Annotated in this window: 13 protein-coding genes; 7 read left to right on the top strand and 6 right to left on the bottom strand. The window is 59.2% G+C overall.

What is annotated here, in order from left to right; genetic code table 11:
* The first annotated feature begins 200 nt into the window (after nucleotides 1–200).
* The 4 genes from D1Y84_RS17585 (at nucleotide 201) to D1Y84_RS17600 (ending at nucleotide 4,490) form a co-directional block, all read left to right on the top strand.
* A complete protein-coding gene (locus D1Y84_RS17585) occupies nucleotides 201–1,106 on the top strand; it encodes a LysR family transcriptional regulator (protein ID WP_124849839.1) in 906 nt (301 codons plus the stop codon).
* Between the two features lie 218 nt (nucleotides 1,107–1,324).
* A complete protein-coding gene (locus tag D1Y84_RS17590) occupies nucleotides 1,325–2,821 on the top strand; it encodes a tannase/feruloyl esterase family alpha/beta hydrolase (RefSeq protein ID WP_233581599.1) in 1,497 nt (498 codons plus the stop codon).
* 231 nt (nucleotides 2,822–3,052) lie between these two features.
* Entirely contained in the window at nucleotides 3,053–4,168 is a 1,116-nt protein-coding gene (locus D1Y84_RS17595; protein WP_124849840.1) for a sialidase family protein, read from the top strand.
* Nucleotides 4,169–4,172: 4 nt separating this feature from the next.
* A complete protein-coding gene (locus D1Y84_RS17600; protein ID WP_124849841.1) occupies nucleotides 4,173–4,490 on the top strand; it encodes a MoaD/ThiS family protein in 318 nt (105 codons plus the stop codon).
* A 485-nt stretch (nucleotides 4,491–4,975) separates the two neighbouring features.
* Here the strand turns inward: D1Y84_RS17600 and D1Y84_RS17605 are convergent, their stop codons facing one another.
* From D1Y84_RS17605 to D1Y84_RS17615, 3 genes are all read right to left on the bottom strand, one after another.
* Entirely contained in the window at nucleotides 4,976–6,127 is a 1,152-nt protein-coding gene (locus tag D1Y84_RS17605) for an NAD(P)/FAD-dependent oxidoreductase (RefSeq protein WP_124849842.1), read from the bottom strand.
* A gap of 117 nt (nucleotides 6,128–6,244) precedes the next feature.
* Complete coding sequence (locus D1Y84_RS19040) at nucleotides 6,245–6,418, bottom strand: zinc-binding dehydrogenase (protein WP_370245796.1); 174 nt, start codon at nucleotides 6,416–6,418, stop codon at nucleotides 6,245–6,247.
* A 115-nt stretch (nucleotides 6,419–6,533) separates the two neighbouring features.
* A complete protein-coding gene (locus D1Y84_RS17615) occupies nucleotides 6,534–6,845 on the bottom strand; it encodes a hypothetical protein (protein WP_124849843.1) in 312 nt (103 codons plus the stop codon).
* Nucleotides 6,846–6,940: 95 nt separating this feature from the next.
* On the opposite strand from D1Y84_RS17615, the gene D1Y84_RS17620 reads away from it, so the two are divergent.
* Nucleotides 6,941–8,248 carry an acyltransferase family protein gene (locus tag D1Y84_RS17620; protein ID WP_124849844.1) on the top strand — a complete coding sequence of 436 codons (1,308 nt, stop codon included), beginning with the start codon at nucleotides 6,941–6,943 and terminating at the stop codon, nucleotides 8,246–8,248.
* Nucleotides 8,249–8,662: 414 nt separating this feature from the next.
* Here the strand turns inward: D1Y84_RS17620 and D1Y84_RS17625 are convergent, their stop codons facing one another.
* The gene (locus tag D1Y84_RS17625) at nucleotides 8,663–10,966 is read right to left on the bottom strand and encodes a hypothetical protein (RefSeq protein ID WP_124849845.1); all 2,304 of its coding nucleotides are present in this window, start codon (nucleotides 10,964–10,966) and stop codon (nucleotides 8,663–8,665) included.
* 1,201 nt (nucleotides 10,967–12,167) lie between these two features.
* Between D1Y84_RS17625 and D1Y84_RS17630 the strand changes: the two genes are divergently transcribed.
* Complete coding sequence (locus D1Y84_RS17630; RefSeq protein ID WP_124849846.1) at nucleotides 12,168–12,605, top strand: hypothetical protein; 438 nt, start codon at nucleotides 12,168–12,170, stop codon at nucleotides 12,603–12,605.
* A complete protein-coding gene (locus D1Y84_RS17635; protein ID WP_124849847.1) occupies nucleotides 12,536–13,186 on the top strand; it encodes an esterase family protein in 651 nt (216 codons plus the stop codon). Before D1Y84_RS17630 ends, D1Y84_RS17635 begins: the two co-directional genes overlap by 70 nt.
* 187 nt (nucleotides 13,187–13,373) lie before the next feature.
* On the opposite strand, the gene D1Y84_RS17640 is transcribed toward D1Y84_RS17635, so the two are convergent.
* Both D1Y84_RS17640 and D1Y84_RS17645 read right to left on the bottom strand, forming a co-directional pair.
* Nucleotides 13,374–15,092 carry a CRTAC1 family protein gene (locus D1Y84_RS17640; RefSeq protein ID WP_233581529.1) on the bottom strand — a complete coding sequence of 573 codons (1,719 nt, stop codon included), beginning with the start codon at nucleotides 15,090–15,092 and terminating at the stop codon, nucleotides 13,374–13,376.
* Nucleotides 15,089–16,309, bottom strand: a complete 1,221-nt coding sequence (locus D1Y84_RS17645; protein ID WP_124849848.1) for a tetratricopeptide repeat protein — start codon at nucleotides 16,307–16,309, stop codon at nucleotides 15,089–15,091. The genes D1Y84_RS17640 and D1Y84_RS17645 overlap by 4 nt, the downstream gene beginning before the upstream one ends.
* Between the last annotated feature and the right edge of the window lie 31 nt (nucleotides 16,310–16,340).

Genomic DNA, 16,340 nt, shown 5'->3' on the forward strand with positions numbered 1-16,340 from the left:
CTTCGGACGTGTATTCAGTATCTTCAATCGCCATCTGGTCTCTCCCTGCGTTGCTACGGTTGGTCGTTGTCACGGTTGATCGAGGTTTCGGCACAACGGGCACACGGTACGCCGCGGTCGCCGGACGCCAGATTCGAGATTAGCACCTTGAAATCTATAGTTCAAACGCTACGGCAGCTTTCCAGGTATAGGCTAAATCTATGGAAGTCCATCAACTTCGTTATGCCTGTGCCGTAGCCGATACCGGCAGCTTCAGCCGTGCAGCGGAACGCTGTCAGATCGCGCAGCCTTCCCTTTCGCAGCAGATTCTGAAGCTTGAAGAGGATCTGGGCGCCAGGCTTTTTGATCGACTGGGCCGTAGCATACGGCTCACCGAGGCTGGCCGTGCTTTTCTGCCCCATGCGCGCTCGATACTCGACGAACTCGACGCGGCACGGGCCAGCGTCACGGTGCAGCACGCGGACGTTCGCGGCAGCGTATCTGTCGGGGTGATTCCTACAGTCGCACCCTACCTCATGCCGACCTACGCGGCGGGGTTTACGGACAAGTTCCCGGAGGCGAAGCTGCGCATCGTCGAGGACACAACGTCGGTGCTGGTGGAAGCACTGCGGGACCTGTCGCTTGATCTTGCCATCCTCGCGCTCCCGCTGCGCCACAAGGATCTGGAGGTCTTTCCACTGCGTACAGAGCTGGTCTTCGCGGCCCTCCCGAAGAATCATCCGCGCGCCGGATCGGAGTCACTCTCCCTCAAAGATCTGCGCGGTGAACCCTTTGTGATGCTGCGCGATGGCCATTGTTTCCGGGACCTGAGCATTGCCGCCTGCAGCAGCGCGAGAATCACGCCCAACATCGCCTTCGAGACCGGCCAGTTTAGCAGCGTGCTTGCGATGGTGGGGGCCGGCGTAGGTATCTCGATGGTTCCAGAGATGGCCGTCGATCAAGGCGCCGACTGTAGCTACGTGCGACTGACCGACGCGCGCGCGCGCCGCACCATCGTGCTCGCAACGCTGCGAGGGCGCAGCTTTAATCGCGTGCAAAAAGCATTCGTGGAGTGGGTTACCTTCGGCGTCAGAGGCACCGCTGCCGCAGCTTCCAGCGGGACATAGCAGCGCAATCACGGCTGCGCAGTCGCTTCTGCTTTTCGGCCTCGCGCACGGAGCGAGCGACCGGCGGCTGTTCCCACCAGCTGGTTCATACCCTTTGCGCCGATTGAAGGCGGGTGCGCTCGACACGTCCATGGCCACACCGGATCATAGCGAACGCGTTGTCGCGCGGAGCCTGGCTTCCGATTGTCGGTCGCAAGTCAGGGTATATAGTCTTGGGTGTGAAAATCAGACCATGGCTCGTCAGGCTTGTTCTAGTCTCCGCGATGCTTGTGCCGACTGCGTTACGTGCAGAACCCTGTGAGCAGCTTTTGGGAGCGACTGCGCCAACAAGCGTCGTCACGCTTGCAAAGCTTGTGAGCGAAGGTGACTTCACCCCCGCTGGAACAGCGGATACACTCCATGACCTGCCGTCCTTCTGTCGCGTTGCTGCCACTCTCAAGCCAAGTTCAGACTCTGACATTCGGATCGAAGTCTGGCTCCCTGCTGCACATTGGAACGGCAAGTTTCTCGCCGTGGGGAGTGGTGGGTGGGGTGGTTCCCTCGCCTATGCAGCGATGGCTGATGCATTGCGCAGGGGCTATGCAACCAGCGCGACTGACGATGGCCATACCGGCCCAAGCGCTTCCTTCGTGGTCGGGCATCCCGAGAAGTTCATCGATTTCGCGTACCGCGCCGAGCACGAGATGACGACGGAGGCTAAGAGCCTCATCCTCGCCTTCTACGGACGCGCCCCGCGCTACTCGTTCTGGAGCGGATGTTCTGGCGGCGGTCGCGAAGCACTGCTGCAGGCGTCCCGCTATCCTGAGGAATTTGACGGCATCATCGCTGGCGACCCGGCAAACATCCGCCGGAATGCATGGGCGCTGGAACGGGCGGTGGAGACGCTTAAAACGCCCGGAGACTATATCCCCCCACAAAAATATCCAATGATTCACCGCGCCGTTCTTGAGGCGTGTGATGCGGACGATGGATTAAAGGACGGGCTCATAGAAGATCCGGAGAGTTGTCAGGTCGACTTCAAGAAGTTGCAGTGCGAGAACGCGGACGGCCCCAACTGCCTGACAGCACGACAGGTTCACACAGCCCAGGCTCTTACGAGTCCTGTGACCACTGCGACAGGGCAGATCCTTGTTCCGCGCGTGGAGCCCGGGACCGAACTTCGCTGGGGTCGGCTCGCCGGTGGGCCCGAACCCGCAGATTTGTTTGTGGATGAGTTCCGCTACGTGGTCTACAAGGATCCGGAGTGGGACTGGCGCACATTCAACCTGGCACGCGACTCGGCTAGGGCGCACGCGATCGACAGGAACGTTGATGAGCTAAACCCTGACCTTACGACTTTTGCAAGACACGGCGGCAAGCTGCTTCTGTATCACGGGTGGGCGGATCAGCAGGTGGCGCCGGGCTTTACTGTCGATTTTTACAAAGCCGTGCTGGACGTGAGCGCAGTGGCTGGTCAGGCCTGGGTTCGTCTCTTTATGGCTCCCGGCATGGCTCACTGTTCGGGCGGAGAAGGGCCAGACACTTTCGACGCGCTTACTGTTCTGGAACGATGGGTAGAGCAAAGCGAAGCGCCGAAGCTGATCATCGCCAGCCACAAAACTGCCGGAAAGGTTGATCGCACCCGTCCACTGTGTCCCTACCCTGAGATTGCCCGCTACAAGGGAACGGGCAGCATTGATGAGGCATCGGATTTCACCTGTTCATCGTCCCGATGACTTGTGTAAGCACCCCACCTGCTCCAGCGACCAGGAGCCATCTCTTTCTTCTCCCCGTGATCACATGGCCGCGGAACAAAGCAGCTGATACGCGTCATAGACGACCACGAGGCTATGTTCGATCAAGCCGTGGCAGCAGGTGCGAGGATCGCTCCGCATTGCCGGACATACGACCCGAGAGGCTTCTATACTGACGCCGCGCGCGCGTCTCCGCCGTGGAGGGTCACCGGTATGGCAAGGGTCCGTATTTTGGTCGGTACACATAAGGGCGCATTCATCCTCAATGCGGACGGAGCCCGCCGGGAATGGAAGGTCTCCGGTCCGCACTTCGCTGGCTGGGAGGCTTATCACCTGAAAGGTTCTCCGGTCGACCCCAGGCGACTGTACGCCTCCCAGAGCTCAAGCTGGTTCGGGCAGGTGGTGCAGGTCTCGAATGACGGTGGCGAGACTTGGGCCCCGGCCGGCAACCAGTTCCTCTACGATGGCGTGCCCGGAACGCACCAGTGGTACGACGGCACACCCCACCCATGGGAGTTCAAACGCGTCTGGCACCTGGAACCCTCGCTCACCGATCCGGACACGGTCCTGGTTGGTGCCGAAGATGCAGCGCTCTTCAAATCTGTTGACGGGGGCAGGACCTGGCACGAGTTGAGCGGACTCCGCACGAATGCTACCGCTCCCGGCTGGCAGCCCGGAGCGGGCGGCATGTGCCTGCATACCATCCTTCTTCACCCGCAAAACCCCGACCGGATCATCGTCGCGATCTCTGCTGCCGGGGCATTTCGCAGCGACGACGCCGGTCTTACCTGGAAGCCCATCAATAAGGGTCTGTGGTCGAAGTACCTTCCCGATCCCACTGCCGAAATCGGGCATTGTGTCCATCACATTGCGATGAACCCGCAAACGCCCGATACCCTCTTTATGCAGAAGCACTGGGACGTCATGCGATCCGACGACGCCGGCGATCAATGGACAAGGATCAGTGGAAACCTTCCCACTGACTTCGGCTTCGCAATCGACGTGCACAGCCATGAGCCTGAAACTGTGTACGTGGTGCCCATCAAGTCAGACTCCGAACATTTCCCGCTCGATGGCAGGCTCTGTGTCTTCCGATCGAAGTCGGGCGGGTACGAATGGGAGCCCCTCACACGCGGCCTGCCGCAGCAAAACTGCTATGTCAACATCCTGCGCGATGCGATGAGCGTCGATACGCTTGACGGCTGCGGCATTTACTTCGGAACCACCGGCGGTCAGGTGTATTGCTCGCCCGATGGGGGCGACACCTGGAACACGGTCGTGCATGACCTCCCGGCTGTGCTTTCCGTCGAAGCGCAGACGCTGGCTTAACTCCATGCAACTCAACAGGAGAATTCGCATTGAGTTACCCACTCATCTCCGCACCCTTGCCTCGATCTCCGGGCCCGAGTTGCTTCTTGCTGTATGCCCACCGTTCACGCTCAGCAACCTTCTTGATACGCTTGAAGCCCATTACCCCGTGCTGCGCGGTACGATTCGCGAGCATGGGACACACCGACGGCGTGCCTTCCTGCGCTTCTTCGCCTGCCAGGTAGATCTGTCACACGAACCACCTTCAACGCTGCTCCCGGATGCGGTGGTTGAAGGTCGCGAGCCGCTGATTATCCTCGCCGCCATCGCAGGCGGCTGCTAGACGCCCCGGCTGCAATGCCTTCCTAACGTTCACGACGTGGCAGTTCTCGACCAACCCAGTATTGGCGGTTTGAGGCTTGCCTGCTTGTGCGTAGAGTGAGCCGCGTGATGGAGGGATGAGCAGACGAACCGATATTCGCGGGGCCCGGCGAGGAGCAGGTGCATCCGGCGGAGCTGCCGACCGGCGGTATTCTCGATGAGGTTTTACCACAAGGCATGCCCGATCCCATGCAGGTGCATACCGCGACACGGCGCGCGATGACAAGCTCCTCGGTATCAATCAGAACAGCGTCTGATCCCGATGTTGTCGGCGACCGACGAAATCAGCCGTACGCTTCATGTCGCGCGCTTTTCTGTAGCCCTTAGCTCCGCAGCTTGATTTGTTTCAGGCTGGGTCATCCTGTGGAGCTCTGCGCTTCTGTCTAGGATGACCGGTTTTCATGTCGCCCACCGATGAGACCAGCCTTGACGCACGGACAGGTAGAACTAGGGTGTATCCATTTCGGTCTGCACGTTCTCGTTGACGTGCTGCAAAACAGAGGCCTGACCACTTTCTGAAAACATTTCGGCGAAACCTTCACGTGTTTGCTGAGCAAGGATCTCTGCCCGGCGAAGCATCGCCTTCTCCCAAACTACTAAGGCCGACTGCCACTGCTCGGAGGTGACAAGTGCTTCCGCTAACTCAGCAGCATCAAGCATGGCGAGGTTCACGCCCGTACCCAATGGTGGCATCACGTGCGCGGCGTCTCCTACCAGCGTGAGATGAGGCTGGTGTGTCCATCCCAACCCAGGCGGCAAAGCAACGATTGGACGCACTGCCGCGATGCGCTCGGCGCGCTCGATCAGGTTGCAAAGCGAAGGAGCCCAGCCAGTAAATCGGCGAAGCAGGTCCGCTTTATTGATCCGTGCGAGTGTGCGATCCGGCCTGTCTCCTTCTTCAGGCGTAGTGTGAAAGGCGGCGTACACGCGGATTGCGCCCCCGCCGTTGCGCTGAGCAATGATTCCTTGTCCGTTATGGAGAGCGAACATCGTACCGCGACCCACCAGTGCGGCAATGTCGGGGTGTAAGGCGTCAACATTGCTCAGCCAGAGCTCTACAAACGTAACTCCGGAATAAACCGGGAGAACTTCCGTCAGGGCGGCTCGGACCCGAGACCATGCCCCGTCAGCCCCAATCACCAGGTCGAACGGTCCGACGATCCCGGTATCGAGTTGCAGCCCTTGACCGCCCGCAGGATGAGCGACGACAGAAAGCACCTGTGCATTCCACTTCACATCTTGTGCCTTCAGGGCACTCAGGAGAAGATCACGCAATGCAAGCCGATCGATCTCTGGCCTGTTGCCCTGACCCGGTTCTGGCGTTTCCTCGTGCAGGACCTTTCCCGTCAGGGCATCGAGAACTCGTTCCCCTTGATCTTCATGTCTGGCAATCTTCCAGAACTCTTCGAGGAGACCTGCTTTGGAAAGCGCCAGCTGTCCATCGTCCGGGTGCAGATCCAGTGTTCCACCCTGATCGCGGGATCGGGCCCCGGCATCCGCTTCAAACACCGTAACTGGCCAACCATGACGGCTCAAGATGATCGCGGCCGTCAGGCCAGCTGGCCCCGCACCCACGACGGCTATCTTAGGATGTTGCATCGTTCCCCGTTCCCAAATTGGCCATCCGAGAAGTTGTGAATCAAGACTATCGAGCGAGTCTTGGTCGTCTGTGACGCGGATGACGATTTTGCCGTCTAGCCGCTTCGCGCTGAATTCCTACCAGGCCCGAGCCGTGTCGTTCAGAGTATAAGTCTTGCCGACGAGAGGCAGAATCTCTCCTGCGTCGATCATTCGGACGAGTTCGGTCAGAGTAGCTGTGTCGCTCTGGGTCCTCACAAGAGCAGCGCGAACTCGCCGAGCAACGGCGGCAGCTTGTGATGGCAGCTGCACAATGGCGGTAACTAAGGCGAGCGGAAGACGGCAGGTTTTCCTGCCTTAGGCACATGACAGTAACCACGAGACCAGCCGATGAATCGCCGGAGATTGTCAGGCGCTTGTTGGCACGCTAGGTGTCCTGCACATAGACCCCGTAGTTGAGCTGCTGGAAATCGAGCTTGGCCTGAATTGGAACGGAGCCCGAGGAGCCGGTGCCAGGAAGCAACGAAGCGATGGAGTTGCCGGAGGTGCTGCAATCGGTTTCTCCAACCGGTCCAGACGTGAAGCCGCTGTTGAAGTTGAAGGTGGGGGTAGAGATAGTCGCGGGGTAAAGGCGCTCGATCTCGCCCAGAAAGCCGACAATGAGGGAGTGGTTGCCCATCTCGTGCGACAAGTTAACCCCGAGGCCATCCGTCTGGTGGGGTGTATCGCTGTGTGCCACGTAGCCGAGCTAGGCAGAGTTTTCGGGTGTGAACAGAGGGTAGCCAACGGCCTGCCACTGGTTAATGATCGAGGCTATGAGCCAGAGCTTTCACAGTGTTTTCACAGTTCCTGTGGTCGTTGCTGAGGCTCAAGGGGGCCGGGAACTGTGAAATACGTGATGGACAAGCGGCATGTTGCGATACTCGTGATGTGCCGAGGAACCATGTTGCAAACTCCGCGGGCGCTGCAGGCCATCTGGCACCCGCTACCATCCACACCGTGACCGCGCCGCCGGCCGCACAAAAGGCGCGACTGTTGTCGCTGGACGCGCTGCGAGGGGCGACAGTAGCGTTGATGATCCTGGTGAACAATGCCGGCGATGGAGCAGCTTCCTTTGCACAGTTGCGGCATTCTGCCTGGAATGGATGTACCCTCACCGACCTGGTGTTCCCGCTGTTCCTGTTTTTGATGGGTGTTTCAACAGCGATCGCATTTGCTTCGCGCAGACAGCGTGGTGTGCCCAAGAGCGCAATTGCCTGGCAGGTGCTGCAGCGTGCCGCCGTAATGGTGCTGATTGGCCTCGTGCTGAATGCACTTCCGTCTTTCCACTTATACGATCTGCGGTATTGCGGAGTTATGCAGCGCATAGGCATTTGTTATGCCATTGCTGGAATCCTCTATGTATATGGCGGGATGGGGAGTGTTGCCGGGATGGCTGTGCTGGGCGTGATTGGCTACTGGTACCTGCTGGCGCATGTAGCGGTACCGGGTTTTGGCATGCCCGGACAGCAGGTGCCGGTGGTTGATCCTGTTGGGAACCTGGCCAGTTATGTAGACCGGCTTGTGATCCCGACGGTGCACAGGTATCACAGGAGTTTTTATGATCCCGAGGGATTGTTGAGCTCGATTGCCGCCGTGGCGACTACTTGCACCGGGATTGTGGTGGGTGGCTGGATACGCCAAAAGGATGTGAGCGCGGGACGAAAGCTGGGCAGCCTTTCAATCGCTGCGGTGCTACTTATTGCCGGCGCGGTGGTTTGGAGCCAAACACTGCCCTTGAATAAGCGGCTTTGGACAAGTTCGTACGTGTTATTTACCGCCGGACTTTCCATGGCACTGCTGGCATTGTTTGTATGGGCAATCGACGAAGCGCGCGTGGTCGGCGAGCGACTGCTATGGCCGCTGCATGCTTTCGGGATGAACGCGCTGACTGCTTATGTGCTTTCAGAGGTGCTCGCGATCGGGATCAGCTCTGTGACCGTGCACGGTGGCGTTTCGCTGCAGCATTGGACGTATATGTTGCTGCCGTCTGTGCTGGGGCCAGAGCCCATGCGTTCGTTGTTATGGTCCTGCTTGTTTGTGCTGGTGTGCTTTGTTCCGCTGGCGTGGATGCGTCGACGCAGCCTGATTGTGAAGCTATAACCGTGGAGTGTTGGTGCTGCCGCTTCCGGGTAAGAGGGCTGTAGGGGGGAAGGAATGGGTGACATGTGCGGCTTGTGACGCGGTTGCAGTGCTGTTCACGTGAAGCCACGTTGCATGGCAAGTCGAGTTTGCCGCGATCTGGTGAATGGTGTGGCATCTGGTGGATTCCTGCGATCGATTCAGCAGTAATCCGGCAACATCCCATCGTTTGAGGTGGTCGCCAAGGCGCACAGCATGGGCGGCAGCATACCAAGGTCAGAGGTTCTAACCTCGCGGGGAGCCTTAGATCTGCGCTTGAGGTGAAGACGCTGCGGACAGCAGGGGGAAGCAGCGCGCCTCCCTGCTGTTCCCTGCTGTCCATATCGGCGCGCATTGAGCGCCTTTGTCGCTACCCTTCTTCGTTCACTTTGGGCCCTACGGGTTTGTGGCGTCGGGCTGCCAGCCAGTGGCTTGCTGGAAACGTTGAAGATATTCGGCCTTGTAGCGATCCACAGCGTCGAGGTAGCTGGCCGGAGTCTGGGGTGAGAGCGGCTGGCGGGTCCAGTCGATGTCGACCTGCTTTGTGCCGAGCGGGATTTCCGCTGTGCCATGAACGACCCGGATCGGCTTACCGTCGGCTACCACGCGTGAGGCCTTCTCGAAGAACGGGATGTGCAGAAGAATCTGACGCGGCCCATATTCCGGCTGCATCTTCGTGACGAGATGCAGGGTGGCGTGACCTTCGCTGGGCATTTCCAGATCGAAGCTGATCCGCCCGAAGTACGTGTCGGCATTGGTTACTCTCAGAGTCTTGCCGCCACCAACCCAGGCTGGGGACACGGCTGACAGAAGGTGCAGGGTGTTGCCTTCTTCGCGAACCATCATGTTGCGTAACAGATTACGGTACTCGGCGGCGAACCAGCCATGGGGGCTTAGATTACCGCTAAAATCACGGTTGCCCCAGGGACGGATGGAGTACTCCCACCCTGCATTCGTGGAGGTGGTGTGGACGAGCACAGCGTCGAGCTCGCGGATGGCCTGTTCATCTTCGCCGCGGATGAGTTCAGAGAGAGTGTTTTTGATGGTGAGGTAGTGGTGGAGGTATGTGCCCTGACCAGGCTGTCGGTAAGTGATGAGGCCTTCAGCGTAAGAGCCCTGCGTGCGCCGCAGGGTAGCGGTGACCCGTGGATCAAACGGGGAAAGCTGCTGCTCGGGAACAAGTGAGAGGAGGTTGCCCCAATCGGTGCCGCCTGGATCGCCATCTAAAGCGGGAGGGATGTAACCACCGCTCCTGTTGGTCACGGCATCGAGCTGGTGCAGGAAGGCCGCGTGAAGGTTATCGCGACTGGACTGAAAGTGTTTTTCATCCGCCGTGCTGCCCAGGGCGCGCGCCATCAGGATGGCGGAGTCGAGGCCGTCGAGTGCGAGAAAGTTATAACCGGTAAGGTGGCCGGGAATGTATTCGTTGTCGCGGACGTCGGTTGCCGGGAGCAGGTGGAGCGGGTCGCGGGCGGTCGCGGTGTCAAGCCAGTTGACGGCCGAGCGGATGCGGGGCAGCATCCGCTCGGCATAGGTACGGTCATGCGTAATGCGGTAGTGCTCAACGATGGACCATACGGCGAGTCCCCAGCCGTCATACTGACCGGGCTGAGAGACAAAGTTGCCGTCGTTCGTTTGGCGGGTGCCGTAGAAATCGAGCACCTTGGCGGCCAAATCCGGGTGGCCGGTAGTGTCGTACATGCGGACGAAATCGGCCGAATCGCGAAGGTAGAAGCGGTGGTACTGGAACTGGTTGATGGTCTGGATCCAGGTATCGCCGATGTGGTTGAGGGCAAGAAGACAGTAGGTAAGTGAGGCACGGAAAAGGTCGTCGACCTTGGATTCGCCGGTCTGGATTTGCATGCCGCTGCTGAGCTGCTGCCGCCAGAGTTGGATCACAACGGTGTGCTGCATGTCGAAGGCAGCGGCGCGAACGGCGGCCAGGGCGGCCACGTCGTGAGCGCTGATGGGGATCAGCGGAACTTTGAAGTCAAGAGTGAGATCCGCGCCGGGAGCGAGCGGAGAGCTGTACTCGACAGTAGCCATTGGGGTATTCGGGAGCGGGCGGGCTGGATCGTCGCTGCCCCCGCTGCGGTTGTAGTAGTCGCGGTAGCTGGCGGAGACGGCGGGTTGCGGGTGTTGCGGAAAGAGGAAGATGACCCGGCTGTCACGCAGGGCAGCGTTGCCATCGGCGTTGTGCTCGATGGTGTAGGCGCTGTCAGGGCGAAACTCTTCTCCGGGCTGATGGAAATCACCGGCGAGAGCGCTGGAGAGTGGGCGCCGGAAACGGTTGTCACCGGTAGGGAAGGTGGTGGTCTGGCGACCAGTGAAACTCCAGGAGGCAGTGAGGAAGGCAGTGCGCCGTGTGGCACCGGGGTTGGAGGCACGGACTCGCACAAAGTTTACGGTTTGGCCATCTGCAAGAGTGCTGGCGAAGAAGCTGACGGTGTAGTCGATGCCATCTTTACGGGAGGTGAACGAGACCACTGGCAGGTAACCCTGCTCAAGGGTGCGAACACGGTTGTTCAGTTCAGTGCGGTCGATGCCGTTGAAGAGCATAAGCTCTCCAAAGCCAGTGTAAAGTGAGCCGCTTGGAGTGAGCTCAGCGGCGGATGGCGCGAACATGGCGCCAATCTCGTCGACGGATTGACTGGGGTAAGAGAATGGCTCGGAAGGCTTGTCGATAGAAGGCGAGACCATGCGGGCGATTTCAGCGGGTGCCGGTGGAGGTGCAATAAAGCTCTGCGATCCCTGCGCGTGCAGGAGCGGCGATAGAACAAGTGAACAGAACACAACCCTGATGCGCAAATCGGTCCCTCGAAGATCCGTCTTTCAAGATGACCCGAATGGATGGAATGCTCAAGGTATTTCACGGCTACTTGGGGAGCGAGCAGCGTGTATTTGACTGTGGAACGTTGTGACGAGCAGACATGTGTTTGGTGGAAGCTAGCTCTTCGCTGAGCAGGTAAGGTCCAAGCCAGTCGCTGGGGCGCAACTTGAGAAGAAAGCCACCGGACATCGCCCTTCGAAATGGCAAACCCATCACCCGGAAGAACCGATAGAGCGCGATTGCATCAGCTTCCGGTTCAGCAAGGGTCTTTACCGGTGAGAGTTCGAGAAGGGACGCAAGGAGCTAGCCGTCAGCCTACGAGAGCCTGCCTCGTCGACAATCCCTATCTCGTCATCAAGATGGCCCTGGACGGTGTTGGGGCCCTAGACGGCATTGGCCCTTGCACTTCCATGGAGTGATCCGTGAAAGATCTACTCAAACGAAGAACGCCTCGTACAAGTGCTACAGGATTCGTTGCCGCCGTTTTCTGGCTACATCCTCTACGATTTTAGCCGCCGGAACAAACATGCCGGCCTCGCAATCCCCCTGAAGACTTTAGAGTGAAAGAGCGATCAGCATGGGCAATCGCATTGATTGGGCACACCTTAGAAGTCAAGACAAGCCGGTGCGCAGGCATCTGGCCGGACTTCGTGTTCAACACTTCGTAAAATCGAAATGTCGGGACTATTAGGGCTTGCTAAGTGCACCGACAGCCGAGCGCCAACGCAGAACCCGTTCCAGGAGGTTTTCTCGCTGGTCAAGCCAGCTGCCGCACAACTCTCAGCCCGCGCGACGAGGAGTATCGTAGGACGGCAGGTTGGACCATTCACTGGAGAAGCATCAACCATGAAAAGCACACATCGCCGCCGCGCTACTTCCATACTCTCCTTGCCCTCGCCAGTGTCTTTGGCCGCCATTCTTTGTGGGGTGCTTTTTGTCTGCGCCTCAACGAGCGGGTGGGCACAGGCGGCTGGATCCAGGCCCGAAAATGCCGCACCGGTTCCACTAGTCGCTCCGCCCTCTGCCTCCCCAGTAGTTGCGCCCGATGGTTCCGCGACGTTCCGGCTGGCGATGCCTTCTGCAAAAGCGGTCGAGCTGCACCTGGAAGGAAGAAAAGATCCACTACCGATGGCGCAGGCTGCCGATGGCTCCTGGAGCGTCGTGGTGCCCGCGCTCGCGCCCGAATACTACAGTTACACCTACGCAGTGGATGGCACCGAGGTTCTTGATCCCCGCAACACCACTGTCAAGACCAGCTTCTTCACCAACGACAGTGTCTTCCTCGTGCCCGGGCAGCCTGCCATGCCATGGGAGCCTGCTGACGTGCCGCATGGCGTGGTGTCGCAGCACTTTTACGCGTCTAAGATCGTGGGTATTCCCAGTCAGTACTACGTGTACACACCCCCGGGTTTGATTCCCACAGCAATAAGAAATACCCGGTGCTCTACCTGCTACACGGGTATAGCGACGAGCCCAGCGCTTGGACCTCCATGGGCAAAGCAAATGTGATCCTCGACAACCTGATCGCCACTGGCAAAGCCAAGCCGATGATCGTGGTCATGCCATGGGGTTACGGCGATATGCGAATGATCACGAATGGCTGGGCCGCGTGGCGAGACGAGGTTCTCGTCGGTGCCAACTTCAGGAAGTTTGCGGAGGCACTGGAGCAGGAGGTCATGCCGATGGTAGAGAAACAATACTCGATCTCTGCCAAACGCGAAGACCACGCAATCGCAGGCCTCTCAATGGGAGGTGCGGAAACTCTGATGGTCGGGCTCAATCATGTGGATCAGTTTGCTTACATAGGGGCATTCAGCGCAGGTGGGCTGGGTAGCAGTCATTTTGAGATACCGTTCCCGATGATCACTCCTGCGAGCGGCGCAGCACTGCAAGGCCGACTGAAGATTTTGTGGATCGCCTGCGGCACAGAAGATGGCCTGTTCACGCCGAATCAAACGTTCATCGCCTGGCTGAAGGGTAATGGTCTGAACCCTACGGCCATTCAAACCCCAGGTATGCACGCCTGGATGGTATGGCGTGGGAACCTCGCCGCATTCGCGCCGCTGCTCTTTCAGGACGGATCGAGCTAAACTCCGCGCTCTTGGGCGGAGCAGTACCGACTGCCTCCTCCTTTAGTGCCCGGGACTTGAGGCCCGGTAACCTGGGTGCAGCGCTCTGGCTTCAGCAACAAAAGATGATCCAGGCAGCAGCTACTTATCGGAGATCACGCTGCGCCCGTCGATCTGCTTACGAAGCCCGTCTCGCTGATGCGCCTGGTCACGGGCCAGTGCTGGTACTGCTCTGAGCAACAGAATAGATGCGGTCGGGTGAAAGGTGGGTCAGAGTTTGGACTTTGCCTCCTTGCCAGAAGATTTCGACCTTGTCTACCGAAGCGTGCGAGCCGAGCCCAAAGTGAAGGCGCAGGTCGTTCTGTGACAGATAGCTTCCCCCGCTTCGCACTTCGTCTACCTGCACCAAATCCCCTGCAGTGACGCGGACCCGGGCATTGAGCGCGAGCCGGTTTCCCGGTTGCCCGGTGAGTGCGAAGCCGATCCAGTGAGGGTGGTTTTCATAGACAGGTCTTAGAATCATGGGTGCGCCTTCAAGGTTTTCGACAACGGCCTCAACGTGGCCATCATTAAAAAGGTCAGCCATGGCCAGTCCGCGGCTGACTTGCGGAACCTGTAGCGCAGCGCCCGTTAGCCTGCTTGCATCGAAGAATGTGCCGTCGTGCTGGTTCAGGAACAGCTGCTTTGGTTCGCGGTATCGCGTGCCGATATTCGCTGCATCGACCTGCGGATAGACGTGTCCGTTGACGATAAGCAGGTCGGCCCAGCCGTCATTATCCAGATCCGCGAAAGCGTCACCCCATCCCACGTAGGGCTGCGTCGGGCGGCCGATGCCTGCGGCGTAGGCTACGTCGGTGTAGCTCATGCCCTTATCGCCCTGGTATAGCTCGGCATACTCTTCGCTGAAATGGGTGATGGCGATGCCAAACCGCCCGGAGTGCTGGTAGTCGCCAAGAGCGACGCCCATGTTGGCCTGCTCACTGCCGTCCTGGTTTACCGCAACTCCGGCTTGAAACGCGAGATCGGTGAACGTGGCGTTGCCATTGTTGTGGTACAGGTAGTTCTGTTCCCCATCATTCGCGACCAGGAGATCCAGATGGCCATCGCTGTCGAAATCACTCCATACAGCCGTCAGGCCGAAAAATCCGTGCGCATCGGCTACCCCGGCTTGCTGCCCGGCTGAGCTGAAGGTGCCGTCGCCGTTGTTGCGGTAGAGTGCGTCAGGGGAGCCCTTCAAACCACGCGGACCGCACTGCACGGGCACAGTGTGGTAGGTACAGGTGATCTTCGAGCCAAAGGTCGGAAGGTCCTTTAGATCGAGATCAACGTAGTGCGCGATGAACAGGTCCGGCTTTCCATCGCCGTCGTAGTCACCGAACGCTGCTCCGGTGGCCCACCCTGAATCGACAGAAAGCCCGGAGGCCCAAGTCACGTCGGTAAAAGTGCTATCGCCGTTGTTGCGATAAAGCACTACGCCGCCGAAGCAGGTCACAAGGAGGTCGGGCCATCCATCGTCGTTGTAGTCTCCAACAGAGACACCCATGGCCCATCCAGGAAAGCCGACCCCAGCATGCTCGGTGACATCGGTAAAGGTGCCGTCGTGGTTGTTGTGGTAAAGCGCACCACGCGCCCGCTTGCCCGCAAGCTGCATATCCACGTCGGGCGCATTGCTCAGGTAAATATCAGGCCATCCATCCCGGTCGTAGTCGATGATTGCCACTCCACCGCTCATGGACTCCACGATGTACTTCTTCTGCGGCGAGGACAAATGGTCAAAGTGGATACCAGTGGATGCGGTGATGTCGACAAGTTGCAGCTTACTGGCGAGTGGCTGCAGCGCAGCAGTTGCCGCGGATTGGGCACCAGCAAGCGTTGCCGCAAAACATGAAGCGAGAAACAGCATGACCCGTGCGCGAGATGCTGTCATTGTGAATGGCTCACCTGGCCGGCAGTCTCGGGCGAGTCGCTTCGCATCCTCTGCAAGGTGGTCTCAAGTTCCGACTGCAGCGCCTTGTAGTGTTCGTAGAGTTCCAGCTGCGTCTTCGCATCGCCCGCTCGGCCTTGCTGCTTGTACAAGGTGCTAAGACGATAGTGCGCGGCGATGTTTGTAGGGTCCAGATCGACCGCGCGCTCCAGCAATTCCGCAGCCTTTGCGCTGTCATGCTTGGCGAGCAGGAGCTTGGCTAACCCCACATAGGGTTCGGCATCGTTGGGCTGCAGCGACTTCGCTTTCTCGTACGAGGCCTCGGCCTCCTCGGCATCGCCTTTTTCCGACTGGAGAGCCGCAAGCCCAAGCCATGCTTTTTCGTCGAACGGATTGATTTGAATCGCGGCTTTGTACTCCGCTGCGGCGCCTGCATGTTCCGCTGGGTCAGAGGAGGCGTACAAGGTGTGGGCTAACTCGAAGTGCAGACCCGGAAGATTAGGATCGATGGCAAGCGCGCGGCGAAATTGCACAATCGCCTTCTCCCCCTGCCCTTGCTGCAGAAGTTGCTGTCCCATGATGAAAGGAAACTGCGCGGAGTTCGGCGCGGCAACCGCAAGACTCAGCAGGGCCTCACTCATACCCTGCACATAGATCTGGTAGGCAGCGGCCAGGATCTGGGGGTTGCCAGGGTCAAGGGTCTGCAATTGGGCGACTGTCGCAGCGGCTTCGTCGAGTATGCCAAGTGCCTGGTCGACTTCAACAAGTTGCAGGCCAGTGTCGAGGCGTATCTTCTTATCCGTTACGCCAGCGAACGATGCTTCCAGGTCCTTCTGTGCTCCATGTAGATCGCCGGTGCGCTTCTCGCTCATGCCCAGCAATGCCTGCAGCTTGGCGAGCCCGGATTGTGCTGTCACGGCAGCGCGCAACTCCGGGATCGCGTCAGCGTAGCTTCCCTGGAAGTAGAGCAGAACACCCAGGTTGCCACGGGCGTCCACGTTGGCGGGGTCCAGTTGCACAACTGCGCGCAATTCCGGAATGGCGAGGTCAGGCCGTTTTGCCGCAAGGTACTGCTGGGCGAGGCGCTGATGCTGCGCAAGCTGTGTGGACGATGAAGTCGCTGGAGTGGGGTTGGCCGTCTGCGCAGTGCAGTACATGGGGCAGGTCAGAGACAGCAGTAGCGCCGCCCTGAGTGCTGTTCGCTCTTGAAACCGCTTCACCTGAACATCCTACCCTGAACGTTTTGCGCTG

Origin of the sequence: Acidipila sp. EB88 (assembly GCF_003858395.1) — a bacterium.
Taxonomy (GTDB): domain Bacteria; phylum Acidobacteriota; class Terriglobia; order Terriglobales; family Acidobacteriaceae; genus EB88.

Coding starts and splice junctions, on each gene's coding strand:
- D1Y84_RS17585 (WP_124849839.1), top strand. CDS start 201: ATGGAAGTCCATCAACTTCGTTATGCCTGTGCCGTAGCCGATACCGGC.
- D1Y84_RS17595 (WP_124849840.1), top strand. CDS start 3,053: ATGGCAAGGGTCCGTATTTTGGTCGGTACACATAAGGGCGCATTCATC.
- D1Y84_RS17640 (WP_233581529.1), bottom strand. CDS start 15,092: ATGACAGCATCTCGCGCACGGGTCATGCTGTTTCTCGCTTCATGTTTT.
- D1Y84_RS17625 (WP_124849845.1), bottom strand. CDS start 10,966: ATGGTCTCGCCTTCTATCGACAAGCCTTCCGAGCCATTCTCTTACCCC.
- D1Y84_RS17600 (WP_124849841.1), top strand. CDS start 4,173: ATGCAACTCAACAGGAGAATTCGCATTGAGTTACCCACTCATCTCCGC.
- D1Y84_RS17605 (WP_124849842.1), bottom strand. CDS start 6,127: ATGCAACATCCTAAGATAGCCGTCGTGGGTGCGGGGCCAGCTGGCCTG.
- D1Y84_RS17630 (WP_124849846.1), top strand. CDS start 12,168: ATGCCTTCTGCAAAAGCGGTCGAGCTGCACCTGGAAGGAAGAAAAGAT.